Annotated in this window: 16 protein-coding genes and 1 pseudogene; 7 read left to right on the top strand and 10 right to left on the bottom strand. The window is 44.8% G+C overall.

The features are described 5' to 3' along the window. Nucleotides 1-391: 391 nt before the first annotated feature. Nucleotides 392-739, bottom strand: a complete 348-nt coding sequence (locus PBT90_RS02335; protein ID WP_264808737.1) for an STAS domain-containing protein — start codon at nt 737-739, stop codon at nt 392-394. 173 nt (nt 740-912) lie between these two features. Here PBT90_RS02335 and PBT90_RS02330 point away from each other — a divergent pair. Beyond that, a pseudogene (locus PBT90_RS02330) lies at nt 913-1,224 on the top strand (DUF3427 domain-containing protein); the annotation flags it as partial. Nucleotides 1,225-1,261: 37 nt separating this feature from the next. Here PBT90_RS02330 and PBT90_RS02325 read toward each other — a convergent pair. Further along, on the bottom strand, nt 1,262-2,131 hold the full coding sequence (locus PBT90_RS02325; RefSeq protein WP_264808736.1) for a hypothetical protein: 870 nt from the start codon (nt 2,129-2,131) through the stop codon (nt 1,262-1,264). A gap of 1 nt (nt 2,132) precedes the next feature. Continuing rightward, nucleotides 2,133-2,483 carry a hypothetical protein gene (locus PBT90_RS02320; protein WP_264808735.1) on the bottom strand — a complete coding sequence of 117 codons (351 nt, stop codon included), beginning with the start codon at nt 2,481-2,483 and terminating at the stop codon, nt 2,133-2,135. A 233-nt stretch (nt 2,484-2,716) separates the two neighbouring features. Here PBT90_RS02320 and PBT90_RS02315 point away from each other — a divergent pair, with 233 nt between their 5' ends. From PBT90_RS02315 to alr, 5 genes are all read left to right on the top strand, one after another. After that, nucleotides 2,717-3,619, top strand: a complete 903-nt coding sequence (locus tag PBT90_RS02315) for a hypothetical protein (protein WP_264808734.1) — start codon at nt 2,717-2,719, stop codon at nt 3,617-3,619. A gap of 535 nt (nt 3,620-4,154) precedes the next feature. After that, nucleotides 4,155-5,435: a CehA/McbA family metallohydrolase gene (locus PBT90_RS02310; RefSeq protein WP_264808733.1), complete on the top strand. Its 1,281-nt coding sequence runs from the start codon at nt 4,155-4,157 to the stop codon at nt 5,433-5,435. A gap of 3,400 nt (nt 5,436-8,835) precedes the next feature. Continuing rightward, nucleotides 8,836-10,059, top strand: a complete 1,224-nt coding sequence (locus PBT90_RS02305) for an ATP-grasp domain-containing protein (RefSeq protein WP_264808731.1) — start codon at nt 8,836-8,838, stop codon at nt 10,057-10,059. Nucleotides 10,060-10,074: 15 nt separating this feature from the next. Further along, entirely contained in the window at nt 10,075-12,063 is a 1,989-nt protein-coding gene (locus PBT90_RS02300; protein ID WP_264808730.1) for a hypothetical protein, read from the top strand. Continuing rightward, nucleotides 12,057-13,214 (top strand): alanine racemase, encoded by a 1,158-nt coding sequence (gene alr, locus PBT90_RS02295; RefSeq protein WP_270131334.1) that lies wholly within the window; start codon nt 12,057-12,059, stop codon nt 13,212-13,214. The genes PBT90_RS02300 and alr overlap by 7 nt, the downstream gene beginning before the upstream one ends. A 24-nt stretch (nt 13,215-13,238) precedes the next feature. On the opposite strand, the gene PBT90_RS02290 is transcribed toward alr, so the two are convergent. Then, the gene (locus tag PBT90_RS02290) at nt 13,239-13,934 is read right to left on the bottom strand and encodes an ABC transporter ATP-binding protein (RefSeq protein WP_264808728.1); all 696 of its coding nucleotides are present in this window, start codon (nt 13,932-13,934) and stop codon (nt 13,239-13,241) included. Beyond that, nucleotides 13,931-15,421 carry a DUF5687 family protein gene (locus PBT90_RS02285; RefSeq protein WP_270131331.1) on the bottom strand — a complete coding sequence of 497 codons (1,491 nt, stop codon included), beginning with the start codon at nt 15,419-15,421 and terminating at the stop codon, nt 13,931-13,933. The genes PBT90_RS02290 and PBT90_RS02285 overlap by 4 nt, the downstream gene beginning before the upstream one ends. A 91-nt stretch (nt 15,422-15,512) precedes the next feature. On the opposite strand from PBT90_RS02285, the gene PBT90_RS02280 reads away from it, so the two are divergent. Next, on the top strand, nt 15,513-16,244 hold the full coding sequence (locus tag PBT90_RS02280) for a nitroreductase family protein (protein WP_270131328.1): 732 nt from the start codon (nt 15,513-15,515) through the stop codon (nt 16,242-16,244). A gap of 82 nt (nt 16,245-16,326) precedes the next feature. On the opposite strand, the gene PBT90_RS02275 is transcribed toward PBT90_RS02280, so the two are convergent. From PBT90_RS02275 to PBT90_RS02260, 5 genes are all read right to left on the bottom strand, one after another. Next, entirely contained in the window at nt 16,327-17,589 is a 1,263-nt protein-coding gene (locus PBT90_RS02275; protein ID WP_264808725.1) for a replication-associated recombination protein A, read from the bottom strand. A gap of 90 nt (nt 17,590-17,679) precedes the next feature. After that, nucleotides 17,680-18,693 carry a threonine aldolase family protein gene (locus PBT90_RS02270; protein WP_270131325.1) on the bottom strand — a complete coding sequence of 338 codons (1,014 nt, stop codon included), beginning with the start codon at nt 18,691-18,693 and terminating at the stop codon, nt 17,680-17,682. After that, nucleotides 18,683-19,270: a glycerophosphodiester phosphodiesterase family protein gene (locus PBT90_RS20400; RefSeq protein ID WP_333482155.1), complete on the bottom strand. Its 588-nt coding sequence runs from the start codon at nt 19,268-19,270 to the stop codon at nt 18,683-18,685. The genes PBT90_RS02270 and PBT90_RS20400 overlap by 11 nt, the downstream gene beginning before the upstream one ends. After that, nucleotides 19,267-19,647, bottom strand: a complete 381-nt coding sequence (locus tag PBT90_RS20395; protein ID WP_333482154.1) for a glycerophosphodiester phosphodiesterase family protein — start codon at nt 19,645-19,647, stop codon at nt 19,267-19,269. The genes PBT90_RS20400 and PBT90_RS20395 overlap by 4 nt, the downstream gene beginning before the upstream one ends. Then, nucleotides 19,637-20,092 carry a DUF2721 domain-containing protein gene (locus PBT90_RS02260; protein ID WP_264808722.1) on the bottom strand — a complete coding sequence of 152 codons (456 nt, stop codon included), beginning with the start codon at nt 20,090-20,092 and terminating at the stop codon, nt 19,637-19,639. Before PBT90_RS02260 ends, PBT90_RS20395 begins: the two co-directional genes overlap by 11 nt. Nucleotides 20,093-20,476 lie beyond the last annotated feature (384 nt).

The raw sequence follows: 20,476 nt of genomic DNA, 5'->3' as shown, positions 1-20,476 counted from the left end.
CAAAATTACTGATTTTATGAAAGAGGTTTAAGTAGGTTTCAGGAATTTGACATTCGTTGTCCTAAAATCTAAAAGAATCATGTAAGAAAAGAAAAAAATTAGAAGAGAACATACCGTGTACTGGGTATTTTTGGACCTTATCCATCACTACTGAACGTGGAATGAAAAGGTTAAAAATGCGTTATTCCCATAGATGATTGCGCTTAATGGAGAAATTTTTATTTTTTCATACGGATCAAATTCCCTCTTCTAGAAGTAATCGGGACAGACTCTAAAGGAGGATTAGGTTGAGGTAGCTTAAATTCTAGTAAAGGCACCTTAAGTTCTGAGCCATAAAAAAAGCGCTAATCTTACGATTGCGCTTTTAGAATTTTTAGAAGCTGCTTTTTCTTTATATCTGAAGCAGGTAATCTTCATATTTTTTCTCATCCTCGAAGTTCAGCCATTTTACAAAACGGAAACCAGCTTGTTTTTCTTTTCCTAATGATTTTTTCACCAATTCCAGCATATCATTTACCTGGCCCCCTACATTGAGAAATGAAATATCCACACCTTTAGATGCAAGACTATTTTGAACCAGTAGTACTTCATGTGCTGCTGTGCGAGAAAGAAACTCAACCTTAGCAAAGTCAACTATTATCGTTTCCACATTCCCGGAATTCTGGAAAAATGAACGGACAGCGGATCTCGATTTAAGGGAATCCAATCCGCTGAGATCTATGTGCTTAATTCTTTCCATACTATTCAAATTACGATTATTCTACAAAGTCGGGCCAATTAAAATCTGTCCGGAAATTACCTACAGGAATTCTGACTAAGATAATTATGCCTTTGGAATCAATTCCAAAATTGGACAATTCTTCATTGATTAACAAGGTATTACCCTTTAGGTAGAAATCAGATGAACACTACTCACCTACAACCATGTATGAGGACTATGCATTGAATGAATCACTTTTTCACTGGCAGTCTCAGAATTCTGCACGTCCAGACTCTGGAAAAGGACTGAGTTATGTTCAGCATAAAGCTAATGGAAAGCGAATCTTACTTTTCGTCCGTGAAGAGAGGCAAAACCAATATAAAAACACCATGGGATATGTGTTTATAGGCGAAGGTAATCTTCAGGATCATTATGGTGCTAAGCCCATGAGTATTACTTGGGAACTGAATGAGCCTATTCCCCCATTTCTATACCAAGCATCGGCGAAGCTATCGGCAGGGTAAATTCAATGGGGAAGAAAAAAGGCAGGTACTTACTTGATTATTGCTTTAAAGCGATAGAAAACTTTTGATATTCCTCCTGATGGAGTTCTTCAATTACGTTGCCGATTTCTTGCTCATCCATTAGTGTATATAATCCTTTTTTCTGAGTGTAGAAGAGGTTTAAAAGGTTTTCCTGCTCTGAACCGGGATTAGGCTTTTTGAGCATCAATTTGAACTTCCCTGATTTGAGACCTTTCGCTTCACTATAGCCCTTCAAAGCTACAACCAGTATTTCGAATGAATTAAGCGTCAAGCGGATGTTTGTCATAGAACTGGTAAAGTCCACTGTTTCCATAGCCATCACTGCCCCGTTTTGCGCAATTAGATTTATAAAAGTATCACCATTCAGCCCAGGGAGCTGATAAGGGTCCAATTTCAATCCTAGATCTGCTTTATCCTTTATAGGATATTTTTTCAGAAGACTTTGGATGTGGGTATGAAAATTTGGTTTAGGATTAACATTAGTAAGCTCAGTATCCCCTACCCAGTTTTGATATAATTTCTGAAATGATTCCTCATTGATTTCAAAATTGAGTTCCTGAGCTGTGTCAAATAATAGCGAGTTATTGGCGTATTTTTTCAGATACTCAAAATAGTCTTTTCCAAATACTGGATTCTGAAAATCCACCAAACCTGAATAGGATGGTGATTTTTTGTTTTGGGTATTTACTTTTTCACCAATCTGGGAAAGGGTAGCTTTAGCAAGTTCATAAGAAGCTGCACCAAGAACCTGCTTTACTAATTTGAGTTTTTTCTGGGAATAGGCATACCAAACCTTTTCAGGTGTCACCACCAGCAGGCCAATGAGAACCTTCTCGTTTCCGAAAGATCCCAAGGAATGGAATATGGGTACAAAAAAACTAGTCATATTAACGTAGCCTATCTTTGATCAAATATCTTGCCCTTTGGACACGAGCTTCATCAATTAAGAAGTTGATGAGGCGCTGAGGCAAATGTTCGGGCACTTCCCATTCGTCCGGAATCTGAGCATATGCCTGATTGACAATTTCTTCAATGCCGGAAAGGGAGGACAAAGGTAAGAAATTATCAACAATTTGGTGCAAATTCTCTTTATCCAAGAGCTTATAATACTTCTGAAAATAAGGACTTTCCGGCAGTTTGTGTGCAATTTCAGGTAGAAAAGAAGGGTTAAGAATTCTCAGTTTGGTCACACCTCCAAAACAAAAAGCATGATCAATAGGAACCCAGGTAAATTTCACCTGCTTATCAATTTGTTGTGCATGAATTAATAGATTATAGTTTGGGTGCTTAGACCAGATTGACCACACAGGACATCCAGGCACCCCTCACGAAAATTACGACAAACGCCTTATTCCTAGTTTCTAGAAAAACTTCTAAACTGAACTTTCAAAATAAATCCTTCGGCTGAGCGCACTACTTCTCGAAGATTTCAACCTGTGCCAAGTCGATCATCACTTAAACTTTACTACTGATGAAACGAACAAAAGCCCCCTGGTTTAAGTCTGGCAGTTTAGCCTTGGCCTTTTTCCTATTCTGTACCCTTACCAGCGCCCAACAACTCTATTTGGATGGTGAAAAAGCCATGAAGAAAATTGATGATTTAAAGGTAGCTCAGTTTACAGTTTCCTTTATGACCTCAGAATTCAAATCCGCATCTACGCAGTCCAGATCCAACTTTTCTGGAGCAAAGTCGGCTCTTCAAATCAACACTACAGGCCTAACCCAGGAACTCATGCAACGAATCACGGACGAGGCGTATGCCGATTTTAAAGCAAAGGCTGAAGCTAAAGGTCTTCCGGTAAGTAAATTTGATGGGTATGAGAATTATCCAGAATCTATGAAGCAATACTATCCTTCTACCGGCAATTTCACGGAAGACTGTGACCACTATCAGGCCTATAGCAAATTGTCTAGCATCACGGTTTCGGCAAATGGGGAGCCCTGTATCTGCAATGACCAACTCCCTTTAATGGGTATTGCCGCAAAAGAATCTGGTTCTCAACCCATCAGCATTTCATACCTCTTAGGATCTGGCTATCTGGCAGCTAAGGCTAAAGTGGATGAAAATGATTTTTTGGGAAAAATCTACAATCAAACCAATGTAACCTTCCTTCCCGGGCTACAGGTATGGTGGAGATCAGGAGCAGACATCTATCTTTCCAAATCGAAAAAAGCAGAAATTAAGATTAATGAACATATTGGCGCTGTGGGTCCCGCCGGAGATCTGACTGTATCGGACAGAACAGATCTCGGCAGTTACAATCGAGCTACCCTAACTCTCGCTATTGATGAGCAGAAGTACTACTCAGATGCCATGCAAATCTTAAAGGAGGCAAATAGTAGAATAATCAATGCCATGGCAGATGCCAAGTAACACGAATCAAAAGCTATAAGCACGTCACTCCGGTCTTATGGTAACCGAATGACGTGCTTTTAAGGACAACTGAATAGTTTGCAGTCAACAGAGAGCCCAGCATATATGCTGTATACTTTTTAAGATTCCTAACCTGGCTAGGACTAGACACGAAGAGAAGTCCACCATTTTTAAGCTTAACATTCCTGTCCAAAAAATTGCTTTGCTCCGCTACTGATGACCTTTACTATACTGCCTAAAGCAAAACCAAGTCTAGACCATTTCGATCAAGGGAGAAATCCAAACCGCTGAACTTTCATGGTTAGGAGGCACTACTGCTTTCTCCCAGGCAGCTTTCCCATTTGCCGTCTCTTTGAACTTTTTCATAAAACAAACTTAACCTGCCTGTAAAATGGTACAGCTTAAATCTCCCGTTCTTTGCCGACAGAAATTTGATGCTAAAATTACCCTTCAGCACTCCAGAAGAAAGCTTGCTACCTGAAACCAGAATTGGCTATCCGGCTTCCTTCTTCAGTGACTAAAAAACTATTCACCTATGACACCTTCTGTAGCATTTACTCCGGCAAAATGCATCCGCTTATTCTCAGGCGGCAAAGATTTGAAAAACCTGTTCAGCCTAAGTAGATGGAGCTATGCCCTCCTTTTTCTCCTACTCACTTCTGCTGCAATGGGGGATGCTTTGGCACAGTCCTCCGCAGAAAACCCTTGGGCTGCGAAGCAACCTGAACAGCTGCCAGCTCCTGCCAGTATTTCTGAGGGAGTATGGTTATCCGGTGATTTGCATTTGCATTCCCGGCATAGCAAGGAGTCCACCAACAACCCCTTGCCTAAGATATTTGCCTTTGCTGAATCTATGGGAATGAGCTTTATCTGTGTTACGGACCATGACAACCATGTACAGGGAGATGTGGCCAACCATACTTGGGCAGACCCTGAGTTCAGATCGGATTCACTGATTCTTTTATACGGTGCGGAGTGGACCACCACTCGAGGCCATGGCAATACATTCTCTGCTACTCCCTATGACCATGAGCTTTTTTACAATATTCGTGATCAGCGGGACACCTTAATCGGTAGAGTGAAGAATGAACTGGGCATACATTTGTCTGCCAATCACCCCAGCGGCAAAGATCATTTTGGCTATTCCTATGATATCATCAATTCCATAGAAGTATGGAATTCTGCCTTATGGGAGAGAAATGTGGAAGCAATAATGATCTGGGACGATATGCTTTCTTCGGGGCGAATGATCACTGGTCGTGGGGGCAGCGATGCGCATCATGGCTATCCTGGCACAGCTGAAGAGGCTACAAAAAACACCCCTGAGCGCAATTTCAATTACATAGGAACTCCTACCAACTGGGTTTTTGCCACTGAGAAATCTGGGGAAGCGGTGGTAGATGCATTGACCAATGGAAGGGTTTCCATCTCTGTGAATCCCAAATCTCCCAGAGTAGAGTTTTATGCGGATCTGAATGAGGATGGTACCATGGACATGATGATGGGGGATAATGCCATTGCTCCAGGCAATACCGTGAAATTCAGGGTTAAATTATCAGGAACCACTCTACCTGATTCCTCTTATACCATCAAGGTAATCAAAAACGGAAGGGAGTTTGAAAGCATAGAGGCTTCTGGAAAGGATATCCAAGTGGAATTTATAGATACTCCAGAGGAGACCGGACGTACCTATTATAGAATTGCGGTGGAAGGGACGCCTACTCCTTTTCCGGAAGTACCGAATTCTGTGGGGATCAGTAAAAATATGGTAGGACTGTCTAATCCCATCTATTTCAATTTCGATCCGGAGTTCTGATCTTTTGTGTACCGAGATCGCGTTACAGGGCCATTACGACGAGAAAACGGGGGTATTATACTGATCGAAAATGCTGATGCGAGGAGAAATCTCTGTTGAAGTCAGAAGGCTAAAGTGTGAAATCTAAAAACTGAACCTCATACGCTTAGCCAGAATCAGACACCTCCGCAGATGGAAGAGTTTAAAGTTTAAAATGAAAAGTTTAAAGTTGCCGTTTTCGGTACTTTGACATTCGGTATTCAATATTTTGGAGGTCGGTAAGTCGGGAGGTCGGTGTTTGGGTGGTGGAAAAACCCCAGCGGGGTGAGAGATTTGTAGCGCGGGGTTTTAACCCGGTGAAAAAAAATCAGGTCAGATCACCAGCGCTGGCCCTGGATTTTCATTTGGAAACTGGAAGGTTATGCCAGCAAGATTGAAGAGTTGAGAGTTTAAAATGAAAAGTTTAAAGTTGCCGTTTTCGGTACTTTGACATTCGGTATTCAATATTTTGGAGGTCGGTAAGTCGGGAGGTCGGGAAGTTGGGTATCAGGTGTTGGGGACCGTCACTGCGAGGTGAGGTACGAGCCGCGGCAGTCTCAGACTTAGTGGGAGAAGGTCAAAGCTGAAAGCTGAAAGTAGGTAGAGTCAGAAAGTTAGGTGTCCGGTGACCGGTGACCGTTGCTGGGTATCGGAAGTCGGAAGGTTTAGTGTACCGAGATCGCGTTACAGGGTCATTTCGACGAGCAAACCTGAATGTTATACTATTCGAAAATGCTGATGCGAGGAGAAAGCTCTGTTGAAGTCAGAAGGCTAAAGTGTGAAATCTAAAAACTGAACCTCATACGCTTAGCCAGAATCAGACACCTCCGCAGATGGAAGAGTTTAAAGTTTAAAATGAAAAGTTTAAAGTTGCCGTTTTCGGTATTTTGACATTCGGTATTCAATATTTTGGAGGTCGGTAAGTCGGGAGGTCGGGAAGTTGGGTGTTTGGTGTTGGGGACCGTCACTGCGAGGTGAGGTACGAGCCGCGGCAGTCTCAGACTTAGTGGGAGAAGGTCAAAGCTGAAAGTAGGTAGAGTCAGAAAGTTAGGTGTCCGGTGACCGATGTCCGATGTTGGGTATCGGAAGTCGGAAGGTTAACTGTACCGAGATCGCGTTACAGGGTCATTTCGACGAGCAAACGTGTATGTTTTACTACTCAAAAATGCTGATGCGAGGAGAAATCTCTGTTGAAGTTTGAAAGCTGAAAGCTGAAAGTAGAGTCAGGAAGTTAGGTTTCCGGTGTCCGGTGACCGATGTTGGGTATCGGAAGTCGGAAGGTTAACTGTACCGAGATCGCGTTACAGGGTCATTTCGACGAGCAAACGTGTATGTTTTACTACTCAAAAATGCTGATGCGAGGAGAAATCTCTGTTGAAGTTTGAAAGCTCAAAGCTGAAAGCTGAAAGCTGAAAGTAGAGTCAGGAAGTTGGATGTCCGATATCCGGTGTCCGTTACTGGGTGACCACGAAGTGGCAGTTGGGTGGTGGAAAAACCCCAGCGGGGTGAGAGATTTGTAGCGCCGGGTTTAAACCCGGTGAAAAAAAAATCAGGTCAGATCACCAGCGCTGGCCCTGGATTTTCATTTGGAAACGCGAAGGTTATGCCAGCAAGATAGAAACGAAAACCGGATTGGAGTCCTACGGTTTGGAACAGCTCCTAATCGGGTGTTCAAACCGATCAACAAATCACGATCAGCGAAACCAATAGTGGTCTGTGAGACACAGACCACGGAGCGGTCCAAGTAACGACTAGATTTTAATGACTTCGTGGGAAGCAATATCGGCACCTCACCCAAGACAGGAAATATGAGGTACACCTGTGACCACGAAGTGGTCCAACCTTTCAATAGCCCCGCCACGGCGGGCAGGCCAGGGTAAGGAGGTACGACGCAACCCTGGGTAAAAAAGTAATGGTATTTCACCAGCGCTGGCACACCATCCCCATTCAGAGACGGGAAGTAATTGCAAGCAAGATGGAAGAGTTGAGAGTTTAAAATGAAAAGTTTAAAGTTGCCGTTTTCGGTATTTTGACATTCGGTATTCAATATTTTGGAGGTCGGTAAGTCGGGAGGTCGGGAAGTTGGGTATCAGGTGTTGGGGACCGTCACTGCGAGGTGAGGTACGAGCCGCGGCAGTCTCAGACTTAGTGGGAGAAGGTCAAAGCTGAAAGCTGAAAGTAGGTAGAGTCAGGAAGTTAGGTTTCCGGTGACCGATGTCCGATGTTGGGTATCGGAAGTCGGAAGGTTAACTGTACCGAGATCGCGCTACAGGGTCATTTCGACGAGCAAACGTGTATGTTTTACTACTCGAAAATGCTGATGCGAGGAGAAATCTCCCCCAATGTTACTGTTAGGAATTACGATTGAGATTTCTCAGTCGCATAATCAGACTTAGCTTCTTTCATCAATTTAGGAGCTCCTTCGAAATGACCGTGGTTACTAAAATCACGTTCCCCTTTCCTTCCGAACGGCATACCTGTTTACCAAAGGGTAGGAAGCCTGTCACGCTGAGCTCGTCGAAGGATATTAGTTCCTATTCGCTAGGGTGGCAGAGATGGAAGTCTGGAAGCATGCTGAAGGCATGCAATAGTAATAGCCCAGGGTAAGGAGGCACGACGCAACCCTGGGTAAAAAAGTAATGGTATTTCACCAGCGCTGGCCCATGATCGTGATTCGGAGACGGAGGCGATTTGCCAGCAAGATTGAAGAGTTGAGAGTTTAAAATGAAAAGTTTAAAGTTGCCGTTTTCGGTACTTTGACATTCGGTATTCAATATTTTGGAGATCGGAAGTCAGTTGTCTGTTGTCGGTTGTCAGTTTCCTGCCCTGAGCTCGTCGAAGGATATTAGTTCCTATTCGCTAGGGTGGCAGAGATGGAAGTCTGGAAGCATGCTGAAGGCATGCAATAGTAATAGCCCAGGGTAAGGAGGCACGACACAACCCTGGGTTCAATATAGAACGATTCCCCCAGCGCTGGCCCGGGATCGCCTGTCAGAGACCGAGGCGATTTGCCAGCAAGATGGAAACGGGAATACAAATCCCGAACAGCGATGTGAATGGAGTATGGCAGTCTGAAGACTGCATTGCCATAGGCACAAGTCTTGAGACCTTGCGCCAAACGGGGGCTAGCCTGAAACCGACTGTCGGAGACAAATATATTTTGCCAGTAAAACCCCAGGGCTCATAATTTTTATTATTCCAAGAACCTACTGCACTGAGCAAAGGGATTGAAAATAGATGGAACGATCTGCCGCTTAGCCCTCTTGTATATATAGCAGTGCCGCGATCTATTGGACAGTTCTGTCTATTTCCCTTCGCACAACCCGTGTGGATCGAGGCCTGAAATTTTAATTGATTTTTAACCTTAAACCTTAATTTTATAATGGCTAAATGTTTCGCACTAATAGGCTGGAGTCTTCCCGTAATCGAAAGTATGCAGAAGACCGGTCGCCCTTTTGTAGTAGTTTCCCTGGCGGATTTTGAACCCTACGCCGCTGAAAACGACATCCCCTTCGTGTCCTATCCTCTGGATGAATGGAGCGACACTTCCAATTCTATCGACTTATATGAAAAGCTCAAGGCTTTTGATGTGGATGTGGCCGTACCTCTTTACGAGGAAACGGTAGAATGGGCCGGAGCCCTAAATTCCATCTATAGAGGAGATCCAAGGGTGCTCAACAGGGCCTTTTTATTCCGAAACAAAGCCATGATGAAGCGTAAAGCACTCATCGGAGGTTTACGGGTAGGTTTGTTTGAGGAGGTTTATAATAAGGAAGGGGTCAAAGCCTTTATGAAGCGACTGAATCAGGCCAATCTGCAATTGGACGGAGAGGAAGACAGCTGGGTACATATCAAGCCTTTTGCCTCAGCCGGGACGGTGGGACACAGACTCCTGCGCTCCATGAGCGATATAGATGAAAAGTGCGAGGAGGGTGATTTCCCATGTTTGGCAGAAAGCCACCTTCCGGGCCGTGAGTTTTCCTGTGAGGCATTTATCAATAAAGGAAAAATCCGATTCCTAAACATTACAGAATATGTGAAGTTGGGTTTCTCCAATTTCATCCCTGAAGGAAAGTACCTGGAAAGCAAGCGCGATCTGATTCACAAAGAAGTGCAGAAGATGGTAGATATCTTCGGCATAGAATATGGCATGGTGCATCCAGAATGGTTCCTTACAGATAAGGATGAACTGAACTTTGGGGAAACTGCCTGCAGAATCCCTGGAGGGCATATCCTAGAACTCTGTTCGAAGTCTTATGAATTTGATGCCCTGGCGGCCTTTGTCCTCTGTCATGATCCGAACATCACCGAGGAGGAACTGGATGAGATCTTTCCGCCTAAGGACTTTAAGCCCAAAAACTACCATGGCAATGTGATGATCTATCCCCGCAAGCGTCAGTTTTCAAAGCTTGAAATTCCTGAATCCCTCAACAATGAGCCCTACTTTGTAGAGCACACGCTAATCGCACCCTATGAGGGGCAGAAACTGAGCGCCGACCGTGACGGGTTTGGTAATCACTTTGGCACCATCAACTTTAAAGGAGAGGATCCTGACCGTATGACTGAGCTGCTGAAGCACTACGAGGAAGAGGAATTTTACGTGTAAATTTTAAAACAATAGATGGAATTGACCACCGATAAGGTATTTACTAATTTTGAACAAAGTCTCCAGGAGTTTAAGGACTCCGGAGCACTTACCAAAAAGGAAAAAGCCTCAAAATTAGCCAGTCATATCGATATATTAAGCTTGACCAGATCTGGTCTTGCTTTTTTATATGGCAAAAGTGTAGAACTCGATCGGGCTGAGTTTTTCAAGGGAACTTCCTGGAATGATCCCGATAAGCTTGTGCCTTATTTAGTCAAGGGAACGCTTAAATATGGCCATCCCAGCTCTAGTTTTGAGACCCTCTCCGAGCTACGCATGCTGCGGTATGCCAAAGGAGAAGATGTGCACGAAGAGGTATCTGCAGAAGATGCACAGCGTTTCTTAGAAGAAGTAATCGTACACAATCTAGAGTTTGCCCTACGCGAACCCACCGAAGAGACCCGCATGCGTATGCCCGAACGGGAGCTGAAAAAGGTGTTCAACCTTTTTGGTTTTATTATGTCCGAAATGGAACTGAAAGGGGTCTATGAAAAGCTAGTGGAAGAGGTGCGCTTGATCTGTGAACAGCGTCCTATACGCACCTCCAAAGCCCGGGAACTGATCAGCTTGGTAAACAGAAGGTTTGACACCTCCGGAGACTCCAAAACGGATACTGCCATCCGTGTTTATATCAATGCGCTGTATGCTCCATCCAAGGGAGCAAAAACCCATGAAGGGAAGGAAGCTTACCAGGCTTTCCTTGAAAACACTGATCAAGAGACCCTGGCCGAGGAAGCTGCGGAGATGGGTGAGTACATGAATGCAACTGGCTTGGTGAGCGGCTATCAGGCTATTTTCCTCAAATACATTGTAAAAGCCCAGCCGGATTTGGTACCTACCTGTCTTGATCTCAATGACCGGGGTTCTGCGGAGTGGGACAAATACCATGAATTGGTCACTCCCCTGATATTGGAAACCGTAAGCTGGGACAACTGCCAATGCATCTACGGACTGGCACGCATGCTGAGAAAAAATCTCTTTTCCAGAAGAGCAGTTCGGGTAGGGCTAGAGAACCTGCGTAAAATCAAAATCAACCCACAGGTGGAAAAGAGGATTCTCAAATCCCTGGCCAACCGGGACGAGGAAGTCACCGCTTTACAATACCTGATCGGAGGAAGCATCAAGGTTCTGGGACAACCATTGGGCGTGGGGCAGGGCAACAATCCCACCTGCCAGTCTGCGAGAGGAATCAGCATGTGGAGTCAGCATTCTCCGGCCAAACTGATCGATATGATCATCACGGTAGCCACCCAAAACAATCTGATCATGCGCTTTGAAAATCAGAATTTGGTTTCCAACAATCTGATCAAAGGCCTGGTAGATCAACTGGATTACAACCTGGATGTGGTGTCTGTAGTACTGGTGCCACATCTGGACAAAATCTATAATGAAATGATGCGCCTCTCTGCCGGCAGGTTAGATGATCCACACAAATGGGTAAATCCCGCCATGTATGGGCAATGGATCCAAGTTGGGTTTGCTTCCTGCTATGATTACCTGAGCAATTCCATCATGGACTTTCCTGGCTTCACCCGCATCTTCTATGCAGCATTTCACCCGGACTATAACGGCAATCAGCACATGGTCTATCCAAACCCTGTGGGTATTTTCATCACCAGCAACAAGGGAGATATGATAGGCTTTCATGCCGTTTCTTTGCTACGGGTAGACAGAAGTCCCGATGGGGAAGTGCGGGCCTATTTCCTCAATCCAAACAATGAAGGCAGGCAGGATTGGGGGCAGGATATTTTGCCTTCCGTATATGGCAAAGGAGAAAAGAAGGGGGAATCATCCCTACCCTTTCACCAGTTTGCAGCTAGAATCTACGCCTATCACTACAGTACGCTGGATGTAAAAGGAAGATTAAATCAGGTGCCGGCCGAGGAAATAGAACGAGTGGAAAAACTGGGAAGAGAAAGCTGGGGCAAATCCTACACCTGGAACCAACAAACTAAACTATGGTAAGACACTCATCCAGAATAGAACTCAGCCAATCCTCCCTGACAAACAATATTAACTTCATCAAGAAGAAAATTGGAAATGGGGTAAAAATCTCCTCTGTGGTGAAGGCGAATGCTTATGGACATGGCATAGGCGAGTTTGTAAAAATGGCCGAAAAGGCGGGTATCAGGCATTTTGCTACTGCATCGGCCTTTGAGGCGGAGGAAGTTTTGGCTGCAAAGTCGGAGAGCTGCGATGTCATGATTATGGGGATTCTCTATGATGAGGATATTGATTGGGCGATAGAAAATGGTATAGAATTTTACGTTTTCAATTACGCCAGGCTTCCTTTGGTATTGGAATCAGCCAAGCGGATGGGGAAGCAAGCCAAGGTTCATATAGAGGTAGAGACCGGTGCCAATAGAACTGGAATGACCAAAGGGGAATTTCCTGCTACTTTAAGTTTTTTAAAGAAGCATGCCAAAGAAATTGCCTTTAAGGGGCTTTGTACACATTTCGGTGGTGCTGAGAGCTTATCCAATCAATTTAAAATCACCATGCAGCATGAGCGGTACAAAAACTTCCTGAAGCAGTGCAAGCAAAAGAAGGTTTACCCTGAAATCCGGCACATCGCCTGCTCCGCTGCGGCTTTGGCTTATCCGGAGACGGTCTATGATATGGTCCGAATTGGGGTGGCGCAGTATGGTTTCTGGCCCAGTCCAGATTGCTATTACATGCATTTACAGCAGATCGGAAAGCAATCTGACAGTGCGTTAAAGAGGATTTTCACATGGAAAACAGACGTCATGGATGTCCGAGATGTAAATGCCGGAGAGTTTATAGGCTATGGCACCTCCTATCAGGCTTCTCAAAATATGAAAGTGGCAGTGATGCCGCTTGGCTATAGCAATGGCTACCCCCGAGCCCAATCCAATAGTGGGCATGTGCTGATCAAGGGAAAGAAGGTGCAGATCGTGGGACTGATCAACATGAATCTTTTTATGGTAGATGTCTCCCACATCCCAGATGTGCAGGTAGGTGATGAGGTGGTGCTCGTAGGCCGTCAAAATAACAATACCATCAATATCAGTTCATTTTCACAGGTGACCCAACTGCTGAACAATGAAATGCTCAGCAGGTTACCGGCAGCCATTCCCCGCAAAATCGTAAAATAATGATTGAGGCAAACACAGCCTCTGTCAGCCCGTGAAGTAAGCGTCCAGTTCGGCCAGCATAGCAGATTTATCTCGGAGGTCATTGATGACTTTACCTTTCTCCAAAAGCACGATGCGGTCACAGATTTCGGTCACATGGTTCAGGTCATGGCTGGAGATCAAAAAGGTCACTTTAGAGTTTTCCTTTTCTTGTAGGATCAGCTTTTTCAAGCGTATCTGTGAGCTGGGATCCAGATTTTCGAAAGGTTCATCCAAAAACACCACCTCAGGATTTCCCATCAAGGCCGCGGCTATTCCCACTTTCTTTAAATTCCCTTTGGATAGGTCTCTGATGTATTTTTTCTTACCCAGTATTTCATCATTGAACAGATCGGTAAACTTAGCCAGGTGATTTTCAAGATCCGCCTCAGACATGGCGTAGATCTTCATCAAGGTCTTGAAATACTCGTCTGGAGTCAAATAGGCCAAAAGCATATGCTCATCCAGGTAGGCACCGGTTCTCCTTTTCCAATCCTCATGCTCACTCACATCCTCCCCTTCAATAGTCACTGAACCGGCTGTGGCCCGGACTAGATCCAGCATGATCCGGAACAAGGTGGTTTTCCCTGCTCCGTTATTTCCCACTAGACCAAAACATTCTGATCTGGGAATATCCAGTGCCGGCACATCCAAAACCACCGCTTCTTTGTATTGCTTTTTGAGATCTTTTACTTGAATCATAGTTCTTGACGGAATGAAGATGAAATTTCGTATCTGTTTTTCATGACACGGTTGATATTGATTTGCGAAAGTTTATTGAAACCCAGCAGTCCGAGCAGCCCCAAGGTAGCCAAGGCCGCTAATCCTGCATAGTCATTAATAAGCAAGGAGAAGGGTAGGTAAACCACATAAGGGGCCACCATCATAGGGATAATCATCAGAAACTGGGCAGCTCCTACTCCCTCGTAATTAAACATAGCCCCCTTATTCAGGTCCATGGGTTTGGGTTTCCACAGTGCCATATAAATGATCAAATGGATCAGAATACCTGCATTAAACAGCCAAGTAGCCAAATGGATCAAAAGAAACTTCCACCCAAAGAAAACATAGGGAATAGACAGCAAGAAGCAAAGGCAGGAGACAGAAAGCAGCAATAGGTATTTCCCCTTAATTAGAGCGGCTATTCCATCCTTTCTATTGATGAAAAAATCAAAGTTTCCCGAGTTCCAACTCAGAAAAAGCTGTCCATACTGGATCATGAAAATCCCTGTAATAAAAACCCCCACAAAGATGAAAATAAAACTAAAACCTCCATCTTCCGAGTGGTACTGGGGATTGTTATAGAATATCATTCCGTACAGCAAGAAAAATGCACTTAGCATCAGGTAAGTCCTACTTTTTTTATGTCGGATGATCAGTTTCCACTCCAAATCTGCCATCTCTCCGGCAAGCCCAAATCTGGAAAAGAACCCAAAGTTTTTGTTGACAAACTTCGCCTCTTCTTCCTTGGAGAGATCTTCCAGATAGGCATTTTTCAGGTAATAGGTATAAGCAAGATAATAGCCCAAAATACAGGCCCCCGCAGTTATCAGCAGCGGAATAACACTAGCCTGAGCCCAGGCAAAATAAGGCTGTACCAGCTCGCCCAAATTAAACCAACCCAAATAAGTAGAGCCTCCACCAAGCAGCAAAACTGCAAATACTATCAACACGCCGATCAGACTGTCCTCATAGCGCTGCTTAAACCAGAGCATAAACCAGTGTAAAGCCCAGCTGATCAACACGATATTTCCAATCCAAAACAGGGCATTGGCTGTCCCAAATTGTGCTCCCACTTCCAGAAACCCAAATGGCGTAAAAAGCAGTACAGCAATAATGTTCAGAGGTGAGATAAACGAGCGGACCAATAGCATATGAATGATCTTCCGCTTCCCTATTGGCAGATGAAGCAGGCTTTCCAATTCAATCACCGGCAAGGTTTGCAGGAAATACCTGTACATAAATTCGACCAGGAAAAAGAATATCAAACTACTGTTCACCACCTCTATAGGATCCTGACCTTCTGCTAGTTCACTGACAATCCTACCTAAAAACAGCCCCGCCATCAGCACATAACTTAATAGCAACAAGGCCAAAAAACCCAGAAAAACAGCAACCAAAACACTTTTTGCAAAAGAGGTGGAACGCACACTCTTCAGAAATTGCAAACGGATCAATTCAAAAATCATAAAACTAGTAGTTGATAAATCTTTCTAAATTCGTTTCAAAATACAACCAAACCTTTGATTTACGGCTTGGTTTGAATCGGAAATTAAGCAAATGTCAGAAGTAAGAAAAGAATTGGGGTTTTTCGAAGCAGTGAATCAGAGAAGGTCTGTACGGATCTTTGATCAGGAAAACCCTTTTGACCACAAGGTAGTAGCCAAATGTCTGGAAGCAGCTATTCTCTCCCCAAACAGCTCCAACTTACAGTTATATCAGTTTATCCGTGTTCGGGAAAGCTCCCCACTAAAGGACAAACTCGCGCAGCTATGCATGAGGCAAAAAGCCGCCACTACTGCAAGGGAACTGGTCCTGGTCATCACCAGAAGGGATCTCTGGAAGTCCAGAGCAGAAGCCAACTACGAATACATTAAATCGGCAGTTCAAAACCAATCTGAGAAAAAGCAGAAGCAGGCCTTGAGCTACTATGGTAACCTGATCCCTAAGCTATACAAAAAATTTCCTGGATGGACTTTGATCAAAAAACTGATTTCTTGGTCAGTAGGTCTGAAACGCCCCATGGTACGTGAGGTCAGCGAAACTGAGGTGCGCATCTCAGTGCATAAATCAGCCGCACTGGCATCCATGACCTTCATGCTGGGAATGAAAGCCTCCGGATATGACACCTGCCCTATGGAGGGCTACGATTCCAAGCGTGTATCCAAACTGCTCCATCTTCCCAAAGGCGCAGAGATCTGTATGATCATAGGCTGTGGCAAAGGACTGCCGGAGGGGATTTATGGGGAAAGGTTCAGAGTGAATAAAAGTGACTTAATCCAGGAAGTTTGATAATTAGAAAAGCCATATTTGAAATTTAAAACTGAAATGACTGAACTTGTTTTTTCAGGTTTTTTACCTCCAAATTCTAATTTTAGTACCCGTATTTTCCCTGCCACTTTGAACTGAGGTACCTCCGCAATTCATTTTCCCTGGCATTTTCTCCGGGATCGTAAAGCTTCAGTCCTTTGATTTCATCAGGCAGAAACTCCTGCGCCACGAAATTTCCCGGAAAGTCATGCGAATATTTATAGGCCTTTCCATAGTTCAAATCCTTCATCAGCTTGGTAGGAGCATTTCGCAAGTGCAGGGGCACAGATAAGTCGCCCTTCTCCCGCACCAAAGCCTGTGCTTGATTGATTGCCATGTATGCTGCATTGCTTTTCGGTGAACTCGCCAAATAAGTCACACATTGCGAAAGTATGATTCTGGATTCGGGGTAGCCAATCAGCTTTACTGCATCAAAACAATTGGTCGCCAATAGCAGGGCATTAGGATTGGCATTCCCGATGTCTTCTGAGGCCAGAATCACCAATCGCCTTGCGATAAACTTCACGTCCTCACCCCCTTCTATCATTCTGGCCAGCCAGTAAACAGCTGCATTCGGATCTGAACCTCGAATGGACTTGATAAAAGCCGAAATGATATCGTAATGCTGCTCACCGGATTTGTCGTAAAGTGCCACCTTCTGCTGGGCGATCTGCATGACTAGTTCATCAGTAATGACACAGGGATCGGCATTGATCCCATCGATGACGATTTCGAGTAGGTTCAAAAGCTTACGTCCATCTCCTCCGGAAATTCTCAGTAAGGCATCCGATTCTTTCAATTCCACCTTCAGCTTTTTCAATTCCAGGTCTTTTTCCAAAGCCTGATGGATCATGGCTTCAAGTTCAGGTTTGCCCAGAGAATTCAGTGTAAAAACCTGACACCTGGACAGCAAAGCCGCATTCACTTCAAAAGATGGGTTCTCGGTAGTGGCTCCAATGAGGCGGATGATTCCTTTTTCCACTGCTCCCAAAAGTGCATCCTGCTGGGATTTATTGAAGCGATGGATTTCATCTATGAAAAGTACCACGCCCATCTGAAATTTAGCTTTTTCTATAACCTCCCTAATGTCTTTGACCCCAGAACTAATGGCCGACAAGGTATAGAATGGGGCTTTGATTTCATTGGCAATGATATTGGCAATAGTAGTCTTCCCCACACCCGGAGGTCCCCAGAGGATCAATGAAGGCACATTTCCAGCCTTTATGGCCTTATGGAGGAATGAGTTGGGTGAGGACAGATGCTCCTGCCCGATCAGGTCTTCCAATCGGGTCGGTCGCATACGTTCTGCCAAAGGGGTATTGTTCATTTTGAAGAATCTAGATTCAAGCGACAAGATAAGGAGAAATGAAAAAAGGCCTCCACAGGCCTTACACTAATGACAAAAACTGTCTGGGAACTATAGTACTGAAATTCGCCTGCCAAACTCCTCCAGTTGATCATCACCAAAATCAAGATGCGTCACAAATCGCACCAAATCTGAACCGAATTTCACCGCTTTGATGTCCTTTGCTGAAAGCTCCTTTAACCAGTCTTCCGGAGCCATGCCTTCAAGCCTGGCGATTACAATATTGGTAGCCACCGGGTACACCTCCGACACATAGTTTTGCTGCGAAAGCATTTCTCCTAAGGCTCTGGCTCGCAGATGGTCTTCCTTTAAGCGATCCACATGATGGTCCAGGGCATAAATCCCAGCTGCCGCCAAAAATCCCGCCTGCCGCATTCCTCCACCCCAGACTTTTCTCACCTTTCTCGCTCGCTTGATATCGGCTTTGCTGCCCAAAAGCAAAGAACCAACCGGACATCCTAATCCCTTGCTCAGGCAAATGGAAATGCTGTCAAACTGGGCTCCCCAGTCCGCCGGCCGTTCTCCTGTTTCCACCAGTGCATTGAAGAGTCGCGCACCATCTAGGTGCAGCTTAAGCCCATGGGCATCACAGACTTTACGGATGGGCTTGATCTCCTCCAGCTTGTAGATGCTTCCGCCTCCCTTGTTCATGGTGTTTTCCAGTGAAACCAGCGTGGTCTCGGGCGCATGTACATCATCCGGGTTGATAGCCGCCTGAACCTGATCGGCAATAATTTTCCCTAAATCACCTTCGAGCAACTTCACAGAAGCCAGGGAATTTGACATAATTCCTCCACCTTCATAGAGGTACACATGGGAGTTTTTGTGGCAAATCACCTCGGTCTGTATCCGGGTATGGAGGCGTATAGCGATCTGATTGGTCATGGTGCCCGAAGGGCAAAACAGTGCTGCTTCCTTGCCAAAAAGACCTGCTGCCTTTTCTTCCAGAGCATTTACTGTGGGATCTTCACCAAAGACGTCATCGCCAATGGAAGCTGAAAACATGGCTTCCTTCATGCCCGGGGTAGGCCGGGTCAGGGTATCGCTTCTTAGATCAATTATCATATTTTACATATCGTGATTTGGAGCTTTCAGGCGGGGCCAAAGTCCGAATGGCAGCCGCAGCTTCTATAGGGCGGTCTGTAGCCAGGATGTCCGCCCCTTTCTTTACATAGCCTGCATAGAGGTGATCTCCCCTGGCTTCGGCACTTTTGTCCAGGTTGCCAAGCACTCCTAGTATGGTAAAAACGCCCTTTTTATGCAGGGCGTCGTTAAACTCAGCTTTTCTTTCAGCTACTCCGGTAAAAGCAATGACCCTAGACCAGGGAATTCCGGTCTCTTCAAATCTCCGGATTTCATCCTCATTTCTGATGGTAACCGAAAGCATCAGTTCAGGAGCCAAATGATGCAGTTTTTTAGCAGCCGGGAATGTGTAAGAAATCAATGCTGCGTAAGCTTCGGTCTCGGTCTCCCGCACGGCATCCACCACCATCTCGAAAGGCACTGATCGCTTGATATCAACGGTCAGGAGGGCTTTGCCCTTCGACCAGATTAGCGCTTCTTCCAAAGTCGGGACTTTGAATTCAGTCACTTCTCCCTCATTGTCTTCCAGAAAAAGCCCCTGAATGTACTCATAGCTCACCTCCGCCACCTTTCCAGTTCCGGTAGTGTACGATCCAGCTCATCATCATGCATCAGTACCAAAACGGAATCTCTGGTCATGGCCACATCCAGCTCTATGATAGCTGGCGTATATTTTAGGACATTGTCAAAAGTCTCAATGGCATTCTCAGGAAAACCGGGATAAGGCCCTCCTCTATGTGCTGATACCAGTGGAATACGATCAGATGTCCAGGAGTAAAATTCTCTGGTTTCCTCGATATCATTGAGCAAAATAATATTGCCTGCTGGCTTGGTGTAACTCTGGGCAACTTGTAATTCTGATTTTTCTGCAGGCTTTTGTTCACATGCACCGAAAACAAGTCCCAGTGCTACTATCCACAAATATTTACTCTTCATTTTTCGCTTCTTTTTTGAATATAAAATCTAGCCCAGAGCTTCCCTTCTTGAAAATCTCTTCCATGTCTCCCAGTTCCAGGTTTAAAGCCCGGGTGGAAATTTGAATTTCTATCATGGACAGCGCCAAAGCGATCAGCAGTGAGCCCATACTCCCCACAAAAACCCAGTTGGCAGCAGCGGTGAAGCCGTGGAAAAGCAAGTACATACAAATCACACAAAGTAAAAAGCTAAAAACTCCAAAGAGTTGCATGTTTTTGATCAAGCGCAATCTGATCCGTAGGTTATGGATTTGCTTGACAATGGAGACTTTGTCCTGCGCCTCCATGTAGGATTTATGCAGACCACGGATGAGGCTGGCAATCGCCAAAAAACGGTTGGTAAAAGCTAGCATCAGCAGTGTGATGGCCGAAAAAAGTAAGGCTGGGGTTGAAAGTTGGAGTTCCATAAGCTAAAGTTATAACTTTAAAGATGCTTCCATTTTCCGAAAATGAAAAAAGCCTGCTCTTTTCTGAACAGGCAAATATCAAATTATCTGATTATCCGCAATGATGCCAGTAGTTAAAGAATGTGGCTGGATAGTAGCGGATAATCGTCCACCGACAACAGTCCACTGCCTACAGCACGTAGAAAAAAAACCTTAACCCATAATTTCTCTCGCTACTGGTAAGAAAGCGGATAACCATATCAAATTATGAATATAGGCAATGTTGCCAGTGAGGCTATTCTCTTTGTTTGAAGAGACAGAAGACAGAAGACAGAAGCGTGCCCAATCCTAGGAATCCCATGTCACTTTGATCGCTTTACTGCCAGAAAGGCGGATGATCAATTT

Source organism: Algoriphagus sp. TR-M9 (assembly GCF_027594545.1).
Taxonomy (GTDB): Bacteria; Bacteroidota; Bacteroidia; order Cytophagales; family Cyclobacteriaceae; genus Algoriphagus; species Algoriphagus halophytocola.
Note: the sequence above shows the minus strand (reverse complement) of the source record. Positions and strands in the feature narration are given on the sequence as shown.